Raw genomic sequence first — 21,807 nt, forward strand, 5'->3', positions numbered from 1 at the left:
GACATTTTCCGGGTTTGAGGAGATGAGTGATCTATGAAACATCCGGAAGGTATAGGAAGCATGAAAGAAAAGCTTATGACCTGGCGGCGGCAGATCCATCAAAGGCCGGAACTCAGTTTTCAGGAGTTTGAAACGTCAAGCTATATAGCTGATGCTTTGAGAAAGATGCCGGGAATGAAGACAGAGACTGGAATAGGCTGGGCTACCGGGATAGTCGGCACACTCTCTTCCGGTGAAGGACCTGTAATCGCGATCAGGGCAGATATCGATGCCCTGCCGATTACGGAAGAAAACAAAGTGAGTTACTCTTCTGGAAACGAAGGGGTGATGCACGCCTGTGGCCATGATGCGCATACCTCGATTGTCCTCGGCGTCGCCTCATTGCTCTCGGAACAGTTTGAGCGCGGTGACATACAGGGAACCGTGAAATTTATTTTTCAGCCCGCAGAAGAAAGTATCGATGAAAACGGCCTTTCCGGCTCTCCGTATATGATCAGGGCCGGAGCCTATGATGGGGTAGATGCAGCAATTGCCCTTCACATGTGTCCGTGGCTGCCCGTCGGTTCCATGCAAGTGAACGACGGGTACAGCATGGCCAATGTCGACGTGTTTCAAGGAAGAATTACGGGGACCGGCGGACATGGGGCATATCCGGAGCAGGGTACAGACCCGATATGGATGCTGGGTCCGGTGCTGCAGGCGCTTCATGGCATCGTGGCAAGGAAACTATCGGCATTGGATTCCGCTGTTGTCAGTATTGGAGAGGTACACGCGGGTTCAGCAAGCAACATCATACCTACAGAAGTGGCGGTCACTGGAACCATGCGCAGCTATTCCCCGGAAGTGCGGGATACGCTGGCGGTGGAACTGCAACGAGCGTTTTCCATTGTTGAACCACTCGGCGGAGAGTATTCCTTTCGAATTGACCGCGGCGAGCCGGCATTGAAAAATGATCCAACAGTGAACCAGTGGTTTATCGAGGCGGCTCATCAGTTGTATCCTGACATCAGCATCACAAGCGGGCCTTTCGGAATGGGCGGGGAAGACTTTGGATACGTAACGGAACGGGTACCCGGTGCGTTGTTCTTTCTCGGATGTGCGAAACCAGGCGGTGAGCAAAGGGATTTGCACACCCCGGTATTTGACATCGATGAGGAGTGCCTGCCGATCGGTACGGCAATCCTGGCCCAAACAGCAATTAATTATTTAAATGGCGTGGCAGTTTTGCCAAGCCGCACAAAGGTGGAGGTCGACATTCATGGCACATAAACTTGCATTTATCGGGTTTGGAACGGTCGGTCAGGGGCTGGCTGAAATTTTAAAGAACAAGAAAGATCAGTTAAAGGTGAATGAACAATTTGAAGCAGAAATTGTTGCCATATCAGACTTTAATAAAGGTTCCATCTATCACCCCGGAGGACTTGATATCGAAACCGTGCTTCAAGTGCTCAAGGAAACTGGAAATCTCGAGAACTACCCTTCTGCACCGGGTCTCGTCCGGGGATGGGACAGCCTGACGACCATCCGTGAATCCAATGCGCATACAATTGTAGAAGTTTCCTATACGGATGTCCAAACCGGACAGCCTGCAATTGACCATTGCCGCACCGCGTTCCTGGCCAAAAAGAATGTGGTTATGACAAACAAGGGCCCGGTCGCCCTGGCCTATCAGGAGCTTTCACAGCTGGCTGAAAAGCAGGGCGTTCATTGGGGATTTGAAGGCACGGTGATGAGCGGGACTCCATCTTTGCGCATGCCAATTGCTGCTCTTGCCGGAAATGAAATCTATGAAATCCGCGGCATTCTGAACGGGACCACCAACTACATCCTGACAAAAATGGAGGATGAGGGCGTTACGTATGAGGAGGCACTAAAGGAAGCCCAGGCGCTTGGCTATGCGGAGGCCGATCCGTCCAGCGATGTGGAAGGATATGATGCGCGGTACAAGATTGCCATTCTAGCCAACTATGTCATGAAGGAGCCGCTTTCTGTAGAAGAAATCTCCTGTAGAGGAATCACGAATATTACCCGGCATGATATTGAATCGGCGAAAGCCGAGGGCAAGCGGTGGAAGCTTCTAGCAAAGGCACGAAAAGAAAATGGAAGAATCGTCGCTTCGATTGCTCCTGAAAAAGTGGAGGTAACCGATCCTCTCGCATCCATTAAGGGAGCGGTAAATGCAATAGCCTATGACTGTGACCTGTTAGGTACGGTAACACTGAGCGGAGCCGGTGCAGGCAAAGTGGAAACGGGATTCTCTCTGCTCATTGATTTGATCAACATTGACCGTGAACGGAAACTGGTAAACATCTAATCGAGAAAGGCGGGAAATTATGACCATTCAGCTTGCTGGCCAAAAGATGCTTTTAGGAGGCTCCTGGGTAAATCGCGAAAACGTCATTGAGGTAAGGGACCCGCAGGATAACACATTGATTGATACCGTTCCGGCGGCTTCTAAGGAAGATATGCTGTCCTGTATCGAACTGGCAAAAGAAGGAGCAAAGATCGCGGCGGCCATGCCGGTTTACGAACGGATGGCAGTCATTCACAGAGCCGCTGATTACATCGAAGAGAACAAGGAAAAGTACGCTTCAATTATCGCTCAAGAAGGTTCAAAAACCATTCGGGAAGCGGCAAAAGAGACGGCAAGATGCATTCAGACGCTCCGGATCAGTGCCGAAGAGGCAAGGCGTATCCAGGGAGAGACGATTCCGTTTGACCAGATGGAAGGCAGCCAAAACCGAGTGGGCTATTACCAGCGTTTTCCCATTGGCATCATCGGAGCGATCACTCCGTTTAATGATCCGTTGAACCTGGTGGCCCATAAAGTCGGACCTGCCATCGCGTCCGGTAATGCCATCATTGTAAAACCTGCTACTGTTACGCCGCTCAGTGCATTGCTGCTTGCCGAAGCTTTTTCACAAAGCGGGCTTCCGCCCAAGGTCCTGTCCGTGATTACAGGGCATGGCAGTGAAATTGGCGATGTGCTGGTTACACACCCGGCGATCCGCATGATTTCATTTACAGGCGGTGTAGAAGCCGGAGAAGAGATCGTAAAGAAAGCAGGATTGAAAAAAATCAGTATGGAGCTTGGTTCCAATTCCCCTGTTATCGTGCTTGATGATGCAGATATAGAAGAAGCCGTGGAATCGACGGTTTCAGGAGCGTTTTGGGCCGCAGGACAGAATTGCCTGAGCGTCCAGCGAATTTATGTCCAACGGGGTGTGATGAAGGAATTTGAAGAAGAATTCGTTCAACAGACCAACCAGTACCGTGTGGGGGACAAGTTGTCAGAACTCACGGATATGGGACCGCTCATTACAGAAAAAGAGGCCATACGTGTAGAAAACCTAGTGAATGAAGCCATTGAAAAAGGCGCTGAGGTGCTTACAGGCGGAGAAAGAAATGGTGCCTTCTATTTACCAACGGTATTAAAAAACGTTCCTGAGCATTGCTCCATTGCTAAGGAGGAAATTTTTGGCCCGGTCGTTCTTCTTTTTGAAGTGGAGAACGTAGACGAGGCGATTGAAAAAGCGAATGCTGTCAGTTATGGCCTGCAAGGAGGCATCTTTACAAAAAATATGGATCAAGCTCAAAAGGCCATTGCCCACATGGAAGTCGGAGGCATTATGATCAATGACAGCAGTGATTACCGGATTGACGCCATGCCGTTTGGCGGGGTGAAAAAGTCCGGTCTTGGAAGAGAAGGCATCAAGTTCGCCATCCAAGAAATGACAGAGCCAAAAGTCGTTTGCTACAAATTATCAAACTGATAAGTGAAAGAGGGTTTTTAAAAGAGGCAAGACTACGGTATTAAGAGGAGGTACGGTGTGGAAAGAGGACAAATCAATAAGCTGACCAAGGAAGATGTCACGGTTGTAGATACAAAAATAGCGAAGAAGTCCATATTTGGAACGTCTCTCGGTAATGCCATGGAATGGTTTGATTTTGGGATCTATTCTTATCTGGCAGTAACGATTGGCAAAGTGTTTTTCCCTGAAATCGACCCTTCTGTCCAGTTGATCTATGCTTTTGCAACGTTCGCTGTCGCATTTATTGCCCGGCCGATCGGCGGTCTGGTCTTTGGAATGCTGGGTGACCGTATAGGCCGAAAGAAAGTCCTTGCCATCACACTTATCATGATGGCCGTTGCCACCTTGAGCATCGGCCTCATCCCCGGCTATGCCACCATTGGCGCAGCCGCTCCGGTTTTACTGCTGATTGCCCGTCTGGTCCAAGGGTTTTCCACAGGAGGCGAGTATGCGGGTGCTATGACGTTTATTGCTGAATCCACCCCTGATAAAAAGCGGAGCTTTATGTCGAGCTTCCTTGAAGTAGGTACCCTTGTCGGCTTTATCGCCGGATCGGGCCTTGTAACATTGCTTACTTTTCTGCTGGGATCCGAAACCATGCTTGCATGGGGCTGGAGAATTCCATTCTTTATTGCAGCTCCGTTAGGCATGATTGGCTTGTATTTCCGTTCACATCTTGAAGAAACTCCTGCATTTAAAGAAATGAAGGAAACCACCAAAGAAAGAAAGGATCAAGCCTCCCTGAAGAAGATTTTTACAGACCATTGGCGGTCTCTGCTCATCTGCATTGGTGTGGTTTTCTTTTATAACACCGTTAACTATATGATTCTTACGTATATGCCATCCTACTTGTCAGAACAAATTGGCTTTGGGGAAATGAAAGGCCTCGTCCTTATCCTGTTTGTCATGATCGCGATGATTCCCTGTGTTTTGCTCATGGGACGCTGGGCTGACCGTATTGGGAGGAACCGGCTGATCATTGCAGGTTTAATCGGTACCATTGTTCTCAGCATTCCGGCATTCTACTTGATGGATACAGGTTCAAGCGTGGGAGCATTTATTGGTCTTTTGGTGCTGAGCTGTTTATTCACATCCTTCCAAGGGACATTGCCAGCCGCACTGCCATCTTTGTTTTTTACAGAGGTACGGTATGGTTCATTGGCACTTACCTATAATGTGTCCACCTCCATTTTCGGCGGCACCACGCCGCTAATGGTCGCATGGCTAGTGAAAGCCACTGGCGTAAATATGCTTCCTGCTTACTTTTTAATTGGTGTGTGTGTGATCGGTCTCTTTGTTGTCACTCTGTTTGTAAAAGAAACAGGGGGCCGGTCATTGAGGGGCTCCAAGCCTACAGTGGAGCACGAAAGCGAAGCAGCAGGACTTGATCCAAAAACAGCATTCTGGTGGAAAGAAGAACTGGTGAAAAGAGAAGAGCAAGCAGGTATTTCTCCTGGATTATTGGGATCTCAGCAGAAAAATGTAAGCAATCTTCAATAATGAAAAAGGCTGCCGGTACAACAGGCGGCCTTTCTGCTTTTGTTGATGGGTCATTAAGCTTGCTGAATGATTGGGTCATTAGGCTTGCCTAATGATTAATAAAGTTCGGTTTAGGGAAATGGTTTAGTAAAGTAACTAAAATTTCTATAAATTAAAAGGAGGCACGCCGTGGGTAAAGGAGTTAAAAGGAAATTAAAAAAAGGGGATATTACAGTAGTAGATAAGAAAATTGCGAAGCAGTCGATTTTGGGAACTTCACTTGGCAATGCGATGGAATGGTTTGATTTTGGTATTTATTCCTATTTGGCAGTGACTATCGGTAAAGTGTTTTTCCCGGAAGTTGACCCTTCCGCGCAGGTCATTTATGCGTTTGCGACCTTTGCTGTCGCATTTATTGCCAGACCGATCGGCGGAATTGTATTCGGAATACTGGGTGATCGTTTGGGAAGGAAAAAGGTGCTGGCCATTACATTGATCATGATGGCCATTGCCACATTGGCTCTCGGCCTGATTCCCGGATATTCGTCCATTGGTATAGCGGCACCCATTCTCTTGCTGGTTGCCCGCCTCGTTCAAGGATTTTCCACTGGTGGAGAATATGCAGGGGCGATGACGTTTATTGCAGAATCCACACCTGATAAAAAGCGAAGTGTGATGTCCAGTGTCCTGGAAGTCGGCACACTGGCCGGCTATATCGCGGGCTCAGGTCTGGTTACGTTGCTAACTTTCATTCTCGGTTCAGAAACGATGCTAGAATGGGGATGGAGAATACCATTCTTTATTGCAGCGCCACTGGGACTGATCGGGCTCTATTTCCGTTCCCATCTGGAAGAAACGCCAGCATTTAAGGCAATGGAGGAAGAAAAAGAGGAAAGCAAAAACAAGTCTTCCCTCAAAGAAATATTCATAAATCACTGGAGAGCACTATTAATCTGTGTGGGGGTTGTCCTCTTTTACAATACAATCGTTTACATGGTATTAACCTATATGCCGTCCTATCTGTCGGAGCAGCTTGGCTATGGCGAGACCAAAGGATTGCTGCTTATTCTTATCGTGATGGTCATCATGATACCGTTTGTTATTGGGATGGGTTATTTAGGGGACCGGATCGGGCGGAATAAGATCCTGATTTCAGCTCTGATTTTAACGATCATTCTCAGCATCCCGGCATTTATGCTGGCCGGAAACAGCAATGGTATCAATGCCTTTTGGGGAGTGCTGATCCTCGGCTGCCTGCTGACCGCCTTTCAAGGAACGCTTCCGGCGACACTGCCGTCTTTATTTTTCACAAATGTAAGGTATGGCTCGCTTGCGTTAACCTATAATGTGTCCACTTCTATATTTGGAGGAACCACACCGCTGATTGTCGCTTGGCTCGTTAAAGAAACGAACAATAATATGATTCCGGCCTATTACTTAATGGCTGTTTGTATCATCGGAATTATCGTCGTTGCTTTTTTCGTCAAGGAGACAGCTGGCCGATCACTTCGCGGTTCACTGCCAGTAGTGGAGGAGCCGGCCGAAGTAGAAGAAGTGTTAAAAAATCCGGAAGAAGCCCTATGGTGGGAGGAAGAAGTACCGGATCATGCTCCGAAACAAGTAAAAAGCATAATTAAATAGTGAGTAAAGGCTGCCGGCGAGTTCGGTCAGTCTTTTTTTGTCCTGATATTGGGATTTACAGACTCTTGTCCTCCTCCAAAATCCAAAAAAGGATTTACGGGAGGAAAGCAGAATACATACAAGGCTTAGAACGACTTGAAGAGAAAGGGAACTAAATCCATGAAGCTGGAAACAAAGCGATTAACCCTCATACCATGTACGCGTCCCTATGTGGCCTCATTGTCAGAGGATGAATATCCCCTGGGCGGACATATTGCTTCTCATTTGAAAAAGCTGGATCAGGATCCTGAGGAATACGGCTGGGGCGTTTGGCTGGTAGCGGAAAAAGAAACCGGCCGTATTGTTGGGGATATCGGATTTAAAGGAAAGCCGGATGCAGAAAAAAAGGTGGAAGTCGGGTACGGGTTTGAACCAGCTGCCCGTAATCAGGGATATGCGACCGAATCCGTTGAAAAACTGATCCAATGGGCGTTCACCAGAAATGGTGTCAAAAGGATTATTGCAGAATGCCTCAGTGACAATGGTCCATCGGTACGCGTATTGGAGAAGCTGGAGATGAAACGGACCGGACAAGAGGGAGATATGGTGTATTGGGAGTTAAAGGAGGAGAACAATGAGTAAATTTGAACTGTTAGTGCGTGAGATGGAGCACGCGTATGATCAAAGAGATTGGTATGCTCCCTTAAAGCCCGCTCTCGAAGGTTTGTCTGCCCAACAGGCAAGCTGGCGGCCGGAAGGGGAAGGGGTGAACACGATCTGGGAGACAGCCAATCATTTGCTGTATTACAAGCGACAGCTCCTGCATTATTTAAAAGATGAGGAGATGTCAGATTGCGTACAAACCAACAACGAAACGTTTAGAGTAGACTTTCCTCATGATGAGGAGGCCTGGCAGCGGACTGTTTCAAAGTTAGAAGACGTTCAGCAGGAATTGCTGAGTATTGTAGGAACCAAACATGACGAAGATTTTGATACCCTTCTTCCTGATGGTGAACCTATGGGAAATTATATCTCCAGCCTTATACGGCATGATTCGTTTCATACCGGACAGATTATCCAGCTTCGAAAACTCCAGGGTTCATGGCCTTCCAAACGATAAAGCGCCCGAGAAGTCTTTCTTACAGAAAGGCTTCTTTTTTTACAATATATAGGGAAATTTGTGGTAAAATGAGGAATGAAACAAGAGGACATGGGATTGTTTTGAATATTCATTCTTTGCACATCCAGTGACCGAAACGAGAAGGAGAAGTTGGTGTGAATGATAAATGGCTCATCATATTGCTTCTGGTTTTAGCTGTTCCTTCCCTTTATTTAGCTGTGGTACATTACGGATATCAGTCAAAAAGTGAGGCACTGAAAACGGCGATTAATAGGGAAGCAGAAGAACTCAACACACGAAACTATCAATCTGCACCTGGTGCAAACAGTCCATATTCGCTCGCCATCACAGGTTCCCCTCACCAAATTTATGTTTTTAAAATATCAAAGCATTTCAGCAGATATCATGCTGACCTGGCTCAAGTGAATAACCTGTATGAAAGCACCACTAAAGATTCGATGGTTTACGATAAAAATAAGCTGGAATTTGGTTTTGACAGTGAGAAACCGAGGGATAAGGATATTTGGATAGAAGGCGGGAAAATGAAAACAGTCCCGCTCCGTTCTTATTTTAAGAAAAGCCGTTATGCCTGGAACTATCGCAATCTATCATTTTATTATCCTGTACATCCGCTGCGGACCTCTGCGGATCAGCCGGAATACCATTAAAGCACATAACGGGAAATGACTTCATGTTCTTGTTCTTTTTTAAATGCATATCATGTAAACAATTGGATAAATCTAGTGCTTCTTACCTGTTTGTAATAAAGTTGTAACATTTCCGGGTGATATTCGTATGATTATCTATGAAAATAGTATAAAATTGGTGTTCAGGATAATATTAACTATTTCAGCATAGGAAATAACATGGAACAATTTAAGGAGAGTTATGATGGAAAAGAATAATTCAGCTTCAAGAATGGAAAGAAGAAAACAGAACAAAAAGCCACCAAAGCGTTTTCGAAAATTCCTAACATACACTGCAGTAACTTTTCTTGTTCTCTTTCTTGTCATAGTCGTTGGAGGCGGCATCACGGTCTTTTCAATGATCAAAAATGCCCCGGAATTGGATGCACAAAACTTAAAATATGCAAGCTCTTCTACCGTGTATGATATGAACAGCAAAAAGGTCATATCGATCAACGGCAAGGAAAAACGGGATTATGCATCAATCAAGGACATTCCACCCCGCGTGCGAAATGCCTTTATCGCGACAGAGGATGTCCGGTTTTATAAGCACTCGGGGATCGATCCAAAACGTGTAGCCGGTGCGATACTATCAAACATTACACACGGGTTTGGTTCAGAGGGAGCAAGTACCATTACCCAGCAGGTCATCAAGAACTCCTTCCTGTCACCGGAAAAAACGGTGACGAGGAAAATACAAGAAGCCTATCTCGCTCTGAAACTTGAGCGGGAATACTCCAAAGATCAAATTCTCGAATTCTATTTAAACAAGATTTATTTTGGCCACGGAGCGTATGGAGTAAAGACAGCGGCAAAAGTTTATTTTGATAAGTCACTCGATGAACTGACAACCAGCGAGATCGCGCTCCTAGCCGGGTTGCCGCAGCGACCGAACGGCTATGATCCCGTGAAGAATCCGGATCTGGCGGAAGAACGCAGAAATGTTGTTCTGTCACTAATGGAAAAAAACGGATACATTTCAGAGCAGGAAAAAGAGAAGGCGCAGGCTGAGTCAATTAAGAAGATGATTGTTAAACAAAAAGAGGAGTCAGGCCCGAGATATGAAGCGTTCCTACAGCAGGTAATTGATGACGCTGAAAAGGAAGGCATCTCTGAAAAAGATCTGTTTGAGGGCGGCCTGAAAATTTACACAACGCTGGACCCTGATGCCCAGTCACAGGCTGAAAAAATTCTGAGCACCGATGATTATGTCGTGTATCCAGACGATCAATTCCAGGCGGGTGTCGTACTTCTTGATACAAAAACCGGTGAGATCCGTGCGATCGGCGGAAACCGTCTGAGCGAAAAAGAACAAGTGTCCAGAGGATTTAACTATGCTACCGATACGCAGAGACAGCCGGGCTCGACCATTAAGCCTGTTTTGGATTACGGTCCTGCGATTGAATACTTGAAGTGGTCTACGAATACACCGATCAGGGATGAACCGCTTGAAATCAACGGCAAACAAGTGCAGAACTGGGATAAATCCTACCATGGTACGCTTACCATGAGAGAAGCGCTTGTTCAGTCCTACAATATCCCGGCCATTAAAGCCTTCCAGGCGGTTGGTGAAGATAATGCGAAGAAGTTTGCCAATAATCTGGGGCTTGGTTTGGATAAGATTTATCCATCATATGCGATCGGCGGATTTGAAACCGGTGTGTCGCCATTGAAAATGGCAGGCGCATTTTCTGCCTTTGGAAACCAAGGGGTTTATAATCAGCCGACAACTCTTCGAAAAATCGAATATCCAAACGGTAAAGTCCGCGAGATTAAACATAAACCGAAAAAAGCGATGAGCGACTATACCGCTTATATGGTAACCGATATGCTGAAGAGCGTAGTGAGCAGAGGAACAGGCCGGATGGCTCAGATCCCGGGACTTGATGTTGCCGGAAAAACAGGTACAACCAACCTGCCGCAAGGTGTGTATGGAAATGGTTCGAGTGACTCCTGGTTTGTCGGCTATACTACCCGCTATACGGCAGCCGTATGGACCGGGTATGACAAAACCGGGTCTAACACCTATGTGCGAAAAGATGATCAAGTGATTGCCAAGCTGATTTTCAAGCAGCTTGTGTCCCATGCTTCGCAAGGGAAAATGACAGCTGATTTTGAAAAACCGGGTTCAGTAGTAGCGCGAGGCTCAGAGCTGTATGTTCAGGGAACCTCGGTACCGGCTTTAGCACAGCCGAAGTACGCAAAAAGTGATGAGGATACATCGGATTCGAATGAATCTGAAGAGGCGAAAAAGGAAGAAGAGGCCGATAAGGAAAAAGATAAAAAAGAAGAAGAAAAGAAAACGGATCAAGAGAAGCCAAAAGATGATGAAACAACCACTGCTCCTGATACACCAGCTACACCGCCAAAAGATGATCAGGGAGGCAGCGATCAGGGAGGAAATGGTGACAACGGGCAAGGTGGCACCAATCAGGATGACGGCAACAACCAGGATGACGGCAACAACCAGGATGACGGAACCAATCAGGACGGAGGAACGGACCAGGGAGGAGATAACGGACAGGATGATGGCCAGCAGGATAAACCGGACACGCCAACCACTCCGCCAAAGGATGAAAACAAACCTGACAAACCCACTGAGCCAACCACACCTCCGAAAAAAGATACGATACAGTCAAATAGCGTAAACAGCAACCGCAATAAAGCCCAGTCAGATACGAGCAATTAAACGATAGAAGCAGATTTCCATTTACGGAAATCTGCTTTTTTTATAGGCTGAGCAGGGGATTAGCATGAAAAGGTTTGGGTATATACATAGAGTAGAGATGAACGATTAAAGGAGTGAGCATGTTGACAGAAAGCAGGACATTGGGATCGTATTTACTGGATTGTTTAAAGGAAGAAGGAATTCAAGAAATTTTCGGAGTACCGGGAGATTATAACTTTTCTTTGCTTGATACGCTGAAAGATTATGAAGGGATTCAGTTTGTCAACAATAGAAATGAATTGAACGCTGGCTATGCGGCAGATGCCTATGCCCGGCTGAACGGAATCTCAGCACTTATTACGACGTTTGGAGTGGGAGAAATGAGCGCATGCAATGCGATTGCGGGTTCATACAGTGAAAGCGTCCCGGTGATTCACATTGTAGGTTCTCCGAAGTCAGCCATGCAGGAGGAAAAGGCACTTGCTCACCATACGCTGATGGACAGGGACTTTGATGTCTTTCGGAAAGTATATGACAACCTCACTGCTTATACAGCGGTTTTGACACCGGAAAACGCCGCACGGGAAATACCGGCTGCCATTGAAGTGGCAAAGAAAAAGAAAAAACCGGTCTATCTAAGTGTTGCCATTGATCTGGTCACACAGCCCATCATCTCTTCTGAAAAACAAACCGTAGGTGAGAGCACAAAAGACTCTGCTTTAAAAGCGGCGATTGCACACGGCAAAACGTTACTGGCGGGCGCAAAAAATGCCGTTATTCTTACGGACATGAAAACGATTAGGTACGGCCTGCAGGATCAGGTGCAGCGGCTGGCTGAGCAATGGAACGTACCCGTCGCTTCTGCCATGCAGGGGAAAAGCGCATTTGATGAAAGCCATCCACAGTACATAGGGGTATATGGGGGGGCGTTTGGAGACCAGGAAGTTACAAAGATTGTTGAAGGTGCTGATGTAATCATCGCGGTCGGAGCATTATGGTCAGATGTGAATACATCAAAAAATACCATCAAGCTTGATCCGCTCAAAGTGGTGGAAATACAGCCGAACTCCGTTAAAGTGGGAGAAGCAAGCTACATGAAGATCCAGGCTGCTGATTTTATCCGGGAATTAAGCGATATAGGATTCAAGCAGGAAGGAAAGCTGCCTGAGACTTCGTTTCCGTATGACACCGTTACAGGAGGAGCAGAGGAACCAATCAGGGCAGCCTCCTATTATCCAAGGATTCAGCACATGCTGAAGGAGAATGATGTCATTGTAACGGAAACAGGCACCCTTTCTTATGGGATGTCACAGGTGAGGCTCCCAAAAGGGGCAACCTATATTGCTCAAGGAGGATGGCAAAGCATTGGATACGCCACACCGGCCGCTTTTGGGGCATGCATTGCGGCAAGGGACCGGCGAGTCCTTCTCTTTACTGGGGATGGTTCAATACAGCTGACGGTCCAGGAAATCAGCTCGATGCTTGAGAATGACTGTAAACCCATTATTTTTGTTTTGAACAATGACGGATATACCATCGAAAAATACCTGAATGTCCAGGTGAAAGTGGAAAAACAAACCTACAATGAAATTCCGATGTGGAAGTATACCAAACTGCCGGAGGTTTTTGGCAGAGACGTGTTTACCGCACAGGTAAAAACAAACGGAGAATTGGATGAAGTCATTTCGCAAGTGGAAAAGGTAAACGGTGAACAGCTCTGCCTGATTGAGCTCGTTGTGGACGACCCTATGGATGCGCCGGCCTATTTGCAAAAGATGCGGGAGAAGATGGAACAGTAACGCCTTGTTGGTTGCAAAATCAAAAACGAGGGTAACGTTTAAAGAGAAATTCAATGGAAAGGATGTGGAAGAATATGAGCGAACAGTCAAACATACCGAAGGAAGAAGGCTTGGACCACAGTCTGGCTCTTATACAGGAAGGGTATCAATATATTCCGAGTCGCCGGTCGAAATTTAAGTCGGACCTTTTCGAGACCCGCCTGCTGGGGCAGAAGGTCGTCTGCGTTGGCGGACAAGAGGGTGCGGCGACTTTTTATGACAAAGAAAGATTTGAAAGGAAAGGGGCTGTACCAAAACGAATTCAAAAATCCCTTTTTGGTGAAAATGCCATTCAAACGCTGGATGGAGAGGCGCATGAACACCGCAAGCAGCTATTTATGACCTTGATGACGGAAGAAAGGCTGCAGCAGCTTGCCGAGCTGACAAGAGAGGAATGGAGGCTCGCTGCTTCCGAGTGGGCGAAAATGAATCAGGTGGTTCTCTTTGAGGAAGCGCAGCAAATACTATGTCGTGTAGCCTGCCGATGGGCTGGTGTTCCGATTGATGCCATAGAGGTAAAGCCATTGGCCCGGGATTTTATGGCGATGGTTGAAGCGTTTGGTGCGGTTGGACCAAGGCATCAGAAAGGGCGCAAGGCAAGAAAAAAGATGGAAGATTATTTTAAAGGGCTGATCATTGAGATCCGCCACAGAAGAATGGAACCGATTGAAGGAACGGCGCTTCATAAAATGGCCTGGCATCGTGACCATAAGGAAAAACATCTGGATGAACATACTGCAGCTGTTGAACTGATTAATATATTGCGTCCAATTGTAGCGATCACGTACTACATTACGTTTGGTGCCCTTGCTTTGTTTGAGCATGATGTGTGGAAAGAAAAGCTGCAAAGCGGGGATGAAGAGAGCGTTCAGATGTTTGTACAGGAAGTGAGACGCTTTTACCCGTTTGCACCGTTCCTGGGTGCAAAAGTGAAGAATGAATTTGAATGGAAGGGCCATACGTTTGAAAAAGGGCAGCTTGTTCTACTGGATGTGTACGGGACCAATCACGATAACCGGCTTTGGGAAGAGCCTTATGCGTTTAATCCGGAACGATTCAGGAACTGGACCGGTGGTATGTTTGACCTGATTCCTCAGGGCGGGGGAGACTATTACAACGGGCACCGCTGTCCGGGTGAAATGGCAACGATTCAAGTCATGAAAACGAGCTTATCGTTCTTAACGAATGAAATGATCTATAACGTACCAATGGATCAGAATTTAAGCTATAGCCTTTCACGAATGCCTACTTATCCGGAGAGCGGATTCATCATTCAGGGAGTAAGTATAAAAAGCCAATCGACAGTATAAAAAAGAGGAAAAAGAGAAAACAGCCCATAGATGGGCTGTTTTCGTCTGTTTGATGAAATTGGGCATAACGGAATCTTCCAGTCCAACTCCTCATTATGTTAACTAATTATACTTGTGAAAATTCCTCGACCAGCTCTCCAAATCGATTCAGCGCATTGACGATCGGCTCCGGTGTTGAAAGGTCGATTCCCGTCTTTTTCAAGAGCTCGAGCGGATAATCAGAGCTTCCGCTTTTCAGGAACTCCAGGTACGCTTCAAGGGTTTCTATATCTCCTTCAAGGATCTTTGTCGCCAGATGAATGGCAGAGGCAAATCCGGTTGCGTACTTGTATACATAAAATGGACGGTAAAAGTGAGGGATGCGAGACCAGCCATATTTTACTTCCTCATCGAATACCACGGTTTCTCCGTTGTATTCCCTGAACAGCTGTTCATAGACCTGGCAGAAAACCTCCGCATTCAGCGGCTGCCCCTGTTCGGCAAGCTCGTGGGTTTTCATCTCAAACTCTGCAAACATGACCTGCGTAAAGAGAGTGCCCTTGAATTGATCGATAAAATGATTCAAAAGATGCTTACGGATTTGAGGATTTTCTTCTTTATTGAGCAAATAATTAATCAGCAGCACTTCATTGACCGTGGAAGCCACCTCAGCCACAAAAATGCTGTAGCCTGCCGTGATCTTTGGCTGATGCTTATTGGAATAATAGCTGTGCATGGCGTGGCCCATCTCGTGGGCAAGGGTAAACAAGCTGTCCAAATCGTCCTGATGGTTGAGCAGTACAAACGGATGTACACCGTATAATCCGAGGTTGTAGGCACCGGAACGCTTTCCGGGCGTTTCCCGAACATCAATGTACCGTGCGTTTTTAAATTCCTGGAGCTTTATCACATAATCACTGCCCAGCGGGGCGAGCGCCTTCAGCATCGTTTGATAAGCTTCTTCATATGAGATATCCAGCTTGATGCCAGCGACTAGCGGCGTGCTCAAGTCATATTGGCGGAGTTCATCAAGTCCTAGCTTTTCTTTTCGAAGCGCACTGTATTGGTGCATGGAACCGATGTTTTCTTTGGTCGTTCGAATCAGGTTTTCGTACACTTCCTTTGGAACATTATCACCGAACAGCCCCTTTTCGAGAGCGGACGGATAATTTCGGATTTCTGCTACGGCTACATTGTTTTTGATGGCCGCCGAAAGCGTCGAAGCAACGGTATTTTTAAGAGATAAGTAGGGCTTGTAGTAGGCTTTGTACGCTTCTTTCCGTACATTGCGGTTCTCATCTTCAATTAATTTGGAATACATGCCGCGTGTCAGTTCTACTTTTTCGCCGTCAGGCTTTGTGACTTCGCCAAATTGGATGTCGGCATTGTTAATCATGTTAAATGTACCGCTTGGGGAAGAGAGAGCTTCTCCGAGGCGGGAAACAACTTGTTCTTGCTCTTTGCTCAAGATATGGGATTTGTAGCGGAACGAATCAAACAAGTCTTCTTCAAAATATCGCAGTCCTTCTTCTTCTGCGATGTACGCTTTTAATTGTTCCTCGTCAAGGCTTAAAAGGAAAGGCATAAAGAAGGAGGTCGCCGAACTGATTTTTACCCCGGCATGCTTGGCCCGGTCAAGCAGGGACTGAGCTTGGGAATCACGGGTATCGACATCCACGCTCAGCATAGCGTAGACATAAACCTTGTTAAACTTGAGAGAAAGATCTTCCTGTTTTGTAAGAAACTCCAGCAGAGATTGTGCGGAATTAATGTTTCCATCATACTTCATTAATTCTTGGGCTTGTTCTTTTACCGTTTCGAAATCTTTCTCCCATTCAGGAAGAGAAGGGTAAATATCGTTCAGGTTCCATTTTTCTTGAACGGGAACCTCTTTTCTTGATTGGTAGGCTGTCATAAACATAGCTCCTTCTGCTGTAAGTTATCCTTATTCCTTTAAGTGTATTATAGGCAGGGCAAAATGAGTATCAATATATTGAATAAGTGTGTGGATATGTAAGAAAAGCCGGCCGGAACTGTAAAAATTACAGTACCGTATGAGCCGGCTGACGCTTTTCAATAATCTCTTTAATTTTTACAATGGCCTCGCTGCTGTTTTGGACACGCAGATTGATCCGCTTATTCTCATCATAATTATTTTCATGAAATTCATAGCGTGGATCATAATAATGCTCCAACAGCAGTCGGACGGCAGCATGATAGTTGCCGCTTTCCAAATCTTTTTCAATTTGGGCAGCAATCGGGGTGTGAATTCTTCGTTTAATACGCATGAAAGCTTCCAGGCATTCCTGGTGATGCTCCCATGGAAGGTAGTCCTCCAAAATATGGTTGACCCTCTCGCTCACCGGCATATCGATAAAAATATGCAAACCCTTTTGTTTCTTCTGAGTTACAAACCCGGGCAGAACCACCTTGCCGACACGTTTGCTTTCGGCTTCCATCAGGATATAAGGTGAGGATTTTAGCTTGTCCAACTCATGAAAGAGAAGGGATTCGAACATTTTTTGGTTGTTGGGCACAAGGCCGATCTCCCCAAAAATTGAACCTCTGTGGCCGGCAAGGCCTTCCAGATCCAAAATAGGATACCCTTGTTTGGCCAGCTCCTGTAGAATCAATGTTTTTCCTGTTCCGGTATTTCCGTGCAGGACATAAGCTTCGGGTGTAAAATCGATAGCGTCAAGCTGTTTGACGATCCATTGCCGATAGGTGCGAAAGCCCCCTTGCAGCCGTTGCGCACGGATTCCCATAAGATCGAGTACCGTTGCAGCTGTCCGGCTTCTCATACCCCCGCGCCAGCAAAACACGGCTTTTGGGCCATCGATCGCGGCAAAGGTTTTAATGAAATGAGGAAGCTTGGCCGAAAAGATTTCTAGGCCGCGTTCTTTAGCCGCTTCCGAGCTTTTCTGTTTATAAATGGTTCCCACTTCTGCCCGTTCTTCATCAGTAAAGAGGGGAATGTTCAAACTTCCCGGTATTGTGGAATCTTTATATTCCGATGGCGACCGCACATCGATGAGGGTTATCTCATTTTTATTATAAGCATCCATTAATTCTTCGATTGCAATATCTTGAAACACTGGCTTTTCCGCCTTTCTTTTAATACGTCTATTTCATATTATAAAATACTTTTACAAGAAATGCATAATCGCCGCACAATCATCCTTCATCTGCCAAAAAATTAAATGCTTGTGATATAATGGGGGGTATTGAAAAAAGACTGTAAATAATTAAGGTGGGAATAAAATGTCTCAAATAAATCATTCTGTTCAACAAGGGCGTTCCAGAAACAAGGAAGCCATCTGGGCTTTTGTTATTTTTTTGATTGTGGCCGCAGCAGGTCTTCTCTATGTGAAGTGGTGGCCGTACTTTCAAAAAGCGATTAGTTCATCCGTTACACATACCATTGGACCATCCATATTGGGCGATCAGTCAGCTTCAAGTTCGCCATGGGCATCTGCCTGGGATTATGCGAAGGTATATTTTCTGTCAGTATGGAAAGCCGCTGCACTCGGCATTCTTTTAGGTTCTTTAATTCAAGTGCTTCTTCCATCACGCTGGCTGCTTAAGGTATTGGGAAAAACATCATTCGGAAGTACGGTTGCTGGCGGACTGGCATCTATTCCGGGAATGATGTGCACATGCTGTGCTGCCCCGATGGCGGTCGGCATGCGCAAAAAGAAAGTCTCTGTTGGGGCAAGCATAGCTTTCTGGCTGGGCAACCCGACCATCAACCCGGCAACCCTGATTTTTATGACCTTTGTGCTCTCATGGAAATTTACGGTGCTTCGTCTGGTTTTCGGGCTCGTTCTTGTATTTGGTGTCAGTTACCTCGCGAACCGGTTTGCGAAAGACGCTGAACCCGTAAATTTGGAAGATGTACCGGAAAGTGAGACCCTTGAAGAGGAACAGGGGCCATTTTTCAAAAGATGGATGAAGAGCCTTAGAACTATGCTGCTGCATATCGGACCAGCGTATATTCTTTCCGTCCTGTTGCTGGGTGCTGCCCGAATTTGGCTGTTCCCGCAGCTTAGTGAAACAGCTTCAAACAGCTTGTTCGCGATCATTGGTTTTGCGCTTGCCGGCATGCTGTTTGTGATTCCTACGGCTGCTGAAATTCCAATCATCCAGACATTCATGCTTGTTGGATTGGGAGAAGGCCCGGCCGCAGCCTTGCTCATTACGCTTCCTGCACTCAGCCTCCCTTCATTGTTGATCGTAGCTCGTTCCTATCCAAAGCGTGTGCTTGGATTTGTTAGTGCTTCAGTAGTGGTTTTGGGAGTACTGAGCGGAATAGCAGGCATGCTTTTCCTTTAAGTTTTATTGTAATCTCTTATGCTCTTTAAAGTATTAAATTTCCGTTCCAACCTTTAGAATTGATATAAAAGGCCATCGCTGAATAAGTGGTGGCCTTTTTATGCCCGAAAAGCCCATTCACTTTTTTCTGGAAACTGTGATATACTAACAGCAACAATAAGAAGGAGGTATCCAATTAGACACGATGTGGAACTAATCCCTTTGTCGATCATGAAGTTTGATTGCACGGCAAATGAGCTCTGCGGCTGCGGAGCGGGATGGGATACGTCTGTCTATGGATATACTCGGGGTTCGATTTTTCCGCTTGTTTTATTAGGCGGAAGGTAGTCCGTTGTATTTCTTGTATCTTTTTTTCGCTTGTCTGAGACCGCAGAAGCTTCTGCGGTCTTTTTGTGTATTCAAATTTCATATGTCCACTTAAGCCTGTAAATGATGATACAAAGCGGTGATTGTATGGAACTTATTAAATGTTATGAAGTACAGAAGGAATTCGGCGAGCAGAAAGTGCTCCGCAACGTAACGATGGAAATTGGCCAACATGAAAAAATTGGTCTTGTGGGGGCAAACGGTGCAGGAAAGACCACGCTTGCAAACATTATATTCGGAAACATGCTGCAGGATGGAGGTACGGTAACAAGGTTTAAGAAAAAGCTTAAGGTCGGCTACCTTAGGCAATCCACCTCTTATACAGCAAATTCGCTGACAGACCTGGCCAATGAACAGAAGAATTTTCTTCAAATCACAAGCCGCCTCGGACTCCAAAAAGTGAACGAATGGAATGAAGAAAGGTATGAGGGGTTAAGCGGCGGAGAAAAGACGAAAATGGCCATCGCACATATCTGGTCCGATAATCCGGATATTTTAATTCTTGATGAGCCAACCAACCATCTTGATTTTCAGGGAGTAGAATGGCTGATCAAGGAACTGAAGTCGTTTCAGGGAGCCGTGCTGATCATATCACATGACCGGTACTTTCTGGATCAAACCGTGGAACGGATCGTTGAATTAACGGACGGCGAGTCACATGATTACATCGGAAACTATACCGAATATCGGAAAGAGAAGGAACGCCGATATCAGGCACAACTCCATGACTACGAAAATCAGATAAAATATGAGCAAAAAATTCAGGAAGAGATCAGCCGTCTTAATAACTGGTCCTCCAAAGCCCACAGGGAAGCGGGGAAAACCGGAAAGATGGCAGATATGCGCGGTACAAAGGAATTTTACCGAAGCAAAGCGAAGAGCATGGATAAACATATCAAATCCAGAATTAAACGGCTTGAAAATTTGGAGCTTGAAGGTGTCGAGCGTCCAAAAGAGGAAGCGAAAATCCAATTTGGGTGGGAAAATCCCGAAAAGCGAGGGAAACGGTTGGTGGCGGCATCCGATCTCTCCAAATCCTTCGGAGAGAGGCTCCTGTTCCAAAACAGTTCCTTTTATATACAGCGTGGGGAACGGATTGGCTTAACAGGCCCAAACGGGTGCGGAAAAACAACGTTCCTTAACATGCTGACAGGTAAGGAAACTTCTGATTCGGGAGAACTTTGGATCAGCCCTGCAGCAAAAATCGCGTATCTGACCCAAGATGTGACGGATCTTAACCCAGAAAAGACAGTGCTTTCCCTCATACAGGAGCTCCTTGAGATTCGGTCGGAGGCAGCCAAAGCGAGAACACTTCTGGCGAATATGGGCTTCCATGAAACTATGCTGAAACAGCCCATCAAGACGCTAAGCCTTGGAGAACGAATGCGTGTGAAACTCGCGCTACTGATTCTGCAGCAGCATGATCTGCTCATTCTTGATGAGCCGACCAATCATATGGACCTGGCGAGCCGGGAGCAATTGGAGGAAGCGCTGCATTCATTCAACGGTACTTTGTTGGTTGTGTCCCATGACCGCTTTTTTCTCGAAAAAACATGTGAGAAGCTGTTGGTTTTCCGTGACCAAACCATTTTCAAAACGGAAGAAGGATTTAAGGAATATATGGAGGGGAATCGTCAAAGCTCTCGTTTCAAAAAGGAAACAAACGATGAAAAAAAGGAAAGGAAAATGGTCATTGAGACTCGGATCACGGCCATATTGGGGGAACTCAGTGTGCTTGTGCCTGGTCAAAAGGAATATATGAAATTGGACGAGGAATTCAAAGAATTGATGGCAGAAAAACGAAAGCTTCAATAAGCCTGGGCACCTGCCCGGGCTTTTTTAATCGGACGGCAACGGCTTTTTTTAAAATGATCCGACAGTAATCACTTCATCGTGATATTCAAGAGAATATCAGCGGAAAAAAAAGAAAATGTTATGAAAATGTGACAGATAATGCAAATTATTTAATGTTACATAATCATGTGTTAAACTAGTATTAAGTAACATAGACTAAGGTGATGAATAATGGAATATGTAGAAGCATTACGGGATGTTAAACAGATCAGCATGATGAAAAGGTATTTAAAGAAACATTCGGAGAGGGATTATGTTCTGTTCGTCTTTGGCATCAATACCGGTCTTAAGATTACCGAGATGCTCGAAATTAAGGTAAAAGAGGTAATGGAGAATGGAAAGATGCTCGACTTCTTCAGGCTCCCAGACAGTGAAGCAGAAATTTATCTCAATCAAAAAGTGAAGAACGCGCTGCTGCACTACATTGAAGCCAGTGACCTTTCGGAAGACAGCTTTCTGTTCTCATCAAGAAAAACAAAACTTCCGATTACCCGCCAGCAAGCATACCGGGTCATTCATCAGGCTGCAGAAGCTGTGGGAGTCAATGGAAAGATCGGAACCAACTCGATGAGAAAGACCTTCGGCTACCACGCGTACCGACGGGGAGTAGCCATATCTTTGCTTCAAAGGCATTTTCACCATGCAACCCCCTCGGAAACGCGTAAATACCTTGGCATCAAAAAAGATGAGAACATCCGTACCACAATTGATGTTAATCTATAGTGCATCACCTTAACAGTGTT

16 protein-coding genes are annotated in these 21,807 nt (G+C 46.0%); 14 read left to right on the forward strand and 2 right to left on the reverse strand.

From position 1 onward, the window contains the following. The first annotated feature begins 33 nt into the window (after window positions 1-33). The 11 genes from BLT53_RS01235 to cypC all read left to right on the forward strand — a co-directional run bounded on the left by BLT53_RS01235 (window position 34) and on the right by cypC (window position 14,533). Complete coding sequence (locus BLT53_RS01235) at window positions 34-1,269, forward strand: M20 metallopeptidase family protein (RefSeq protein ID WP_090232163.1); 1,236 nt, start codon at window positions 34-36, stop codon at window positions 1,267-1,269. Further along, complete coding sequence (locus tag BLT53_RS01240; protein ID WP_090232169.1) at window positions 1,259-2,314, forward strand: homoserine dehydrogenase; 1,056 nt, start codon at window positions 1,259-1,261, stop codon at window positions 2,312-2,314. The genes BLT53_RS01235 and BLT53_RS01240 overlap by 11 nt, the downstream gene beginning before the upstream one ends. Window positions 2,315-2,333: 19 nt before the next feature. Continuing rightward, window positions 2,334-3,773, forward strand: coding sequence for an aldehyde dehydrogenase family protein (locus BLT53_RS01245; RefSeq protein WP_090232170.1), 1,440 nt, complete (start codon window positions 2,334-2,336; stop codon window positions 3,771-3,773). Window positions 3,774-3,830: 57 nt separating this feature from the next. Then, window positions 3,831-5,312 carry an MFS transporter gene (locus BLT53_RS01250; protein WP_244520325.1) on the forward strand — a complete coding sequence of 494 codons (1,482 nt, stop codon included), beginning with the start codon at window positions 3,831-3,833 and terminating at the stop codon, window positions 5,310-5,312. Window positions 5,313-5,480: 168 nt separating this feature from the next. Beyond that, window positions 5,481-6,932, forward strand: a complete 1,452-nt coding sequence (locus BLT53_RS01255; RefSeq protein WP_244520326.1) for an MFS transporter — start codon at window positions 5,481-5,483, stop codon at window positions 6,930-6,932. A 159-nt stretch (window positions 6,933-7,091) separates the two neighbouring features. Further along, on the forward strand, window positions 7,092-7,553 hold the full coding sequence (locus BLT53_RS01260; protein WP_090232171.1) for a GNAT family N-acetyltransferase: 462 nt from the start codon (window positions 7,092-7,094) through the stop codon (window positions 7,551-7,553). Further along, window positions 7,546-8,031, forward strand: a complete 486-nt coding sequence (locus BLT53_RS01265; protein WP_090232172.1) for a DinB family protein — start codon at window positions 7,546-7,548, stop codon at window positions 8,029-8,031. The genes BLT53_RS01260 and BLT53_RS01265 overlap by 8 nt, the downstream gene beginning before the upstream one ends. A 155-nt stretch (window positions 8,032-8,186) precedes the next feature. Beyond that, window positions 8,187-8,699, forward strand: a complete 513-nt coding sequence (locus BLT53_RS01270; protein WP_090232174.1) for a hypothetical protein — start codon at window positions 8,187-8,189, stop codon at window positions 8,697-8,699. 223 nt (window positions 8,700-8,922) lie between these two features. Further along, complete coding sequence (locus tag BLT53_RS01275; protein ID WP_170834190.1) at window positions 8,923-11,406, forward strand: transglycosylase domain-containing protein; 2,484 nt, start codon at window positions 8,923-8,925, stop codon at window positions 11,404-11,406. A gap of 119 nt (window positions 11,407-11,525) precedes the next feature. Further along, window positions 11,526-13,184 carry an alpha-keto acid decarboxylase family protein gene (locus tag BLT53_RS01280; protein ID WP_090232177.1) on the forward strand — a complete coding sequence of 553 codons (1,659 nt, stop codon included), beginning with the start codon at window positions 11,526-11,528 and terminating at the stop codon, window positions 13,182-13,184. Window positions 13,185-13,258: 74 nt separating this feature from the next. After that, complete coding sequence (gene cypC, locus BLT53_RS01285; RefSeq protein ID WP_090236619.1) at window positions 13,259-14,533, forward strand: CYP152 family fatty-acid peroxygenase CypC; 1,275 nt, start codon at window positions 13,259-13,261, stop codon at window positions 14,531-14,533. Between the two features lie 106 nt (window positions 14,534-14,639). Here cypC and pepF read toward each other — a convergent pair whose 3' ends face one another. Both pepF and mnmH read right to left on the reverse strand, forming a co-directional pair. Further along, window positions 14,640-16,427, reverse strand: a complete 1,788-nt coding sequence (gene pepF / locus BLT53_RS01290) for an oligoendopeptidase F (RefSeq protein ID WP_090232179.1) — start codon at window positions 16,425-16,427, stop codon at window positions 14,640-14,642. Window positions 16,428-16,554: 127 nt separating this feature from the next. Continuing rightward, window positions 16,555-17,607, reverse strand: a complete 1,053-nt coding sequence (mnmH, locus tag BLT53_RS01295; protein WP_090232181.1) for a tRNA 2-selenouridine(34) synthase MnmH — start codon at window positions 17,605-17,607, stop codon at window positions 16,555-16,557. A gap of 166 nt (window positions 17,608-17,773) precedes the next feature. Between mnmH and BLT53_RS01300 the strand changes: the two genes are divergently transcribed. The 3 genes from BLT53_RS01300 to BLT53_RS01310 all read left to right on the forward strand — a co-directional run bounded on the left by BLT53_RS01300 (window position 17,774) and on the right by BLT53_RS01310 (window position 21,787). Next, window positions 17,774-18,844, forward strand: a complete 1,071-nt coding sequence (locus tag BLT53_RS01300) for a permease (RefSeq protein ID WP_090232182.1) — start codon at window positions 17,774-17,776, stop codon at window positions 18,842-18,844. Between the two features lie 453 nt (window positions 18,845-19,297). Continuing rightward, window positions 19,298-21,025 (forward strand): ribosomal protection-like ABC-F family protein, encoded by a 1,728-nt coding sequence (gene abc-f, locus BLT53_RS01305; protein WP_090232184.1) that lies wholly within the window; start codon window positions 19,298-19,300, stop codon window positions 21,023-21,025. Window positions 21,026-21,235: 210 nt separating this feature from the next. After that, window positions 21,236-21,787, forward strand: coding sequence for a tyrosine-type recombinase/integrase (locus tag BLT53_RS01310; protein WP_090232186.1), 552 nt, complete (start codon window positions 21,236-21,238; stop codon window positions 21,785-21,787). Window positions 21,788-21,807: the final 20 nt, after the last annotated feature.

The organism is Fictibacillus solisalsi (assembly GCF_900103485.1).
GTDB classification, from domain to species: Bacteria; Bacillota; Bacilli; order Bacillales; family Fictibacillaceae; genus Fictibacillus_C; species Fictibacillus_C solisalsi.

Bases quoted from the DNA above. Each gene is read 5' to 3' on its own strand.
- BLT53_RS01235 (WP_090232163.1), top strand. From the start codon at position 34: ATGAAACATCCGGAAGGTATAGGAAGCATGAAAGAAAAGCTTATGACC.
- pepF (WP_090232179.1), bottom strand. From the start codon at position 16,427: ATGACAGCCTACCAATCAAGAAAAGAGGTTCCCGTTCAAGAAAAATGG.
- abc-f (WP_090232184.1), top strand. From the start codon at position 19,298: ATGGAACTTATTAAATGTTATGAAGTACAGAAGGAATTCGGCGAGCAG.
- cypC (WP_090236619.1), top strand. From the start codon at position 13,259: ATGAGCGAACAGTCAAACATACCGAAGGAAGAAGGCTTGGACCACAGT.
- BLT53_RS01275 (WP_170834190.1), top strand. From the start codon at position 8,923: ATGGAAAAGAATAATTCAGCTTCAAGAATGGAAAGAAGAAAACAGAAC.
- BLT53_RS01265 (WP_090232172.1), top strand. From the start codon at position 7,546: ATGAGTAAATTTGAACTGTTAGTGCGTGAGATGGAGCACGCGTATGAT.
- BLT53_RS01240 (WP_090232169.1), top strand. From the start codon at position 1,259: ATGGCACATAAACTTGCATTTATCGGGTTTGGAACGGTCGGTCAGGGG.
- BLT53_RS01300 (WP_090232182.1), top strand. From the start codon at position 17,774: ATGTCTCAAATAAATCATTCTGTTCAACAAGGGCGTTCCAGAAACAAG.
- BLT53_RS01310 (WP_090232186.1), top strand. From the start codon at position 21,236: ATGGAATATGTAGAAGCATTACGGGATGTTAAACAGATCAGCATGATG.
- BLT53_RS01280 (WP_090232177.1), top strand. From the start codon at position 11,526: ATGTTGACAGAAAGCAGGACATTGGGATCGTATTTACTGGATTGTTTA.
- BLT53_RS01260 (WP_090232171.1), top strand. From the start codon at position 7,092: ATGAAGCTGGAAACAAAGCGATTAACCCTCATACCATGTACGCGTCCC.
- BLT53_RS01245 (WP_090232170.1), top strand. From the start codon at position 2,334: ATGACCATTCAGCTTGCTGGCCAAAAGATGCTTTTAGGAGGCTCCTGG.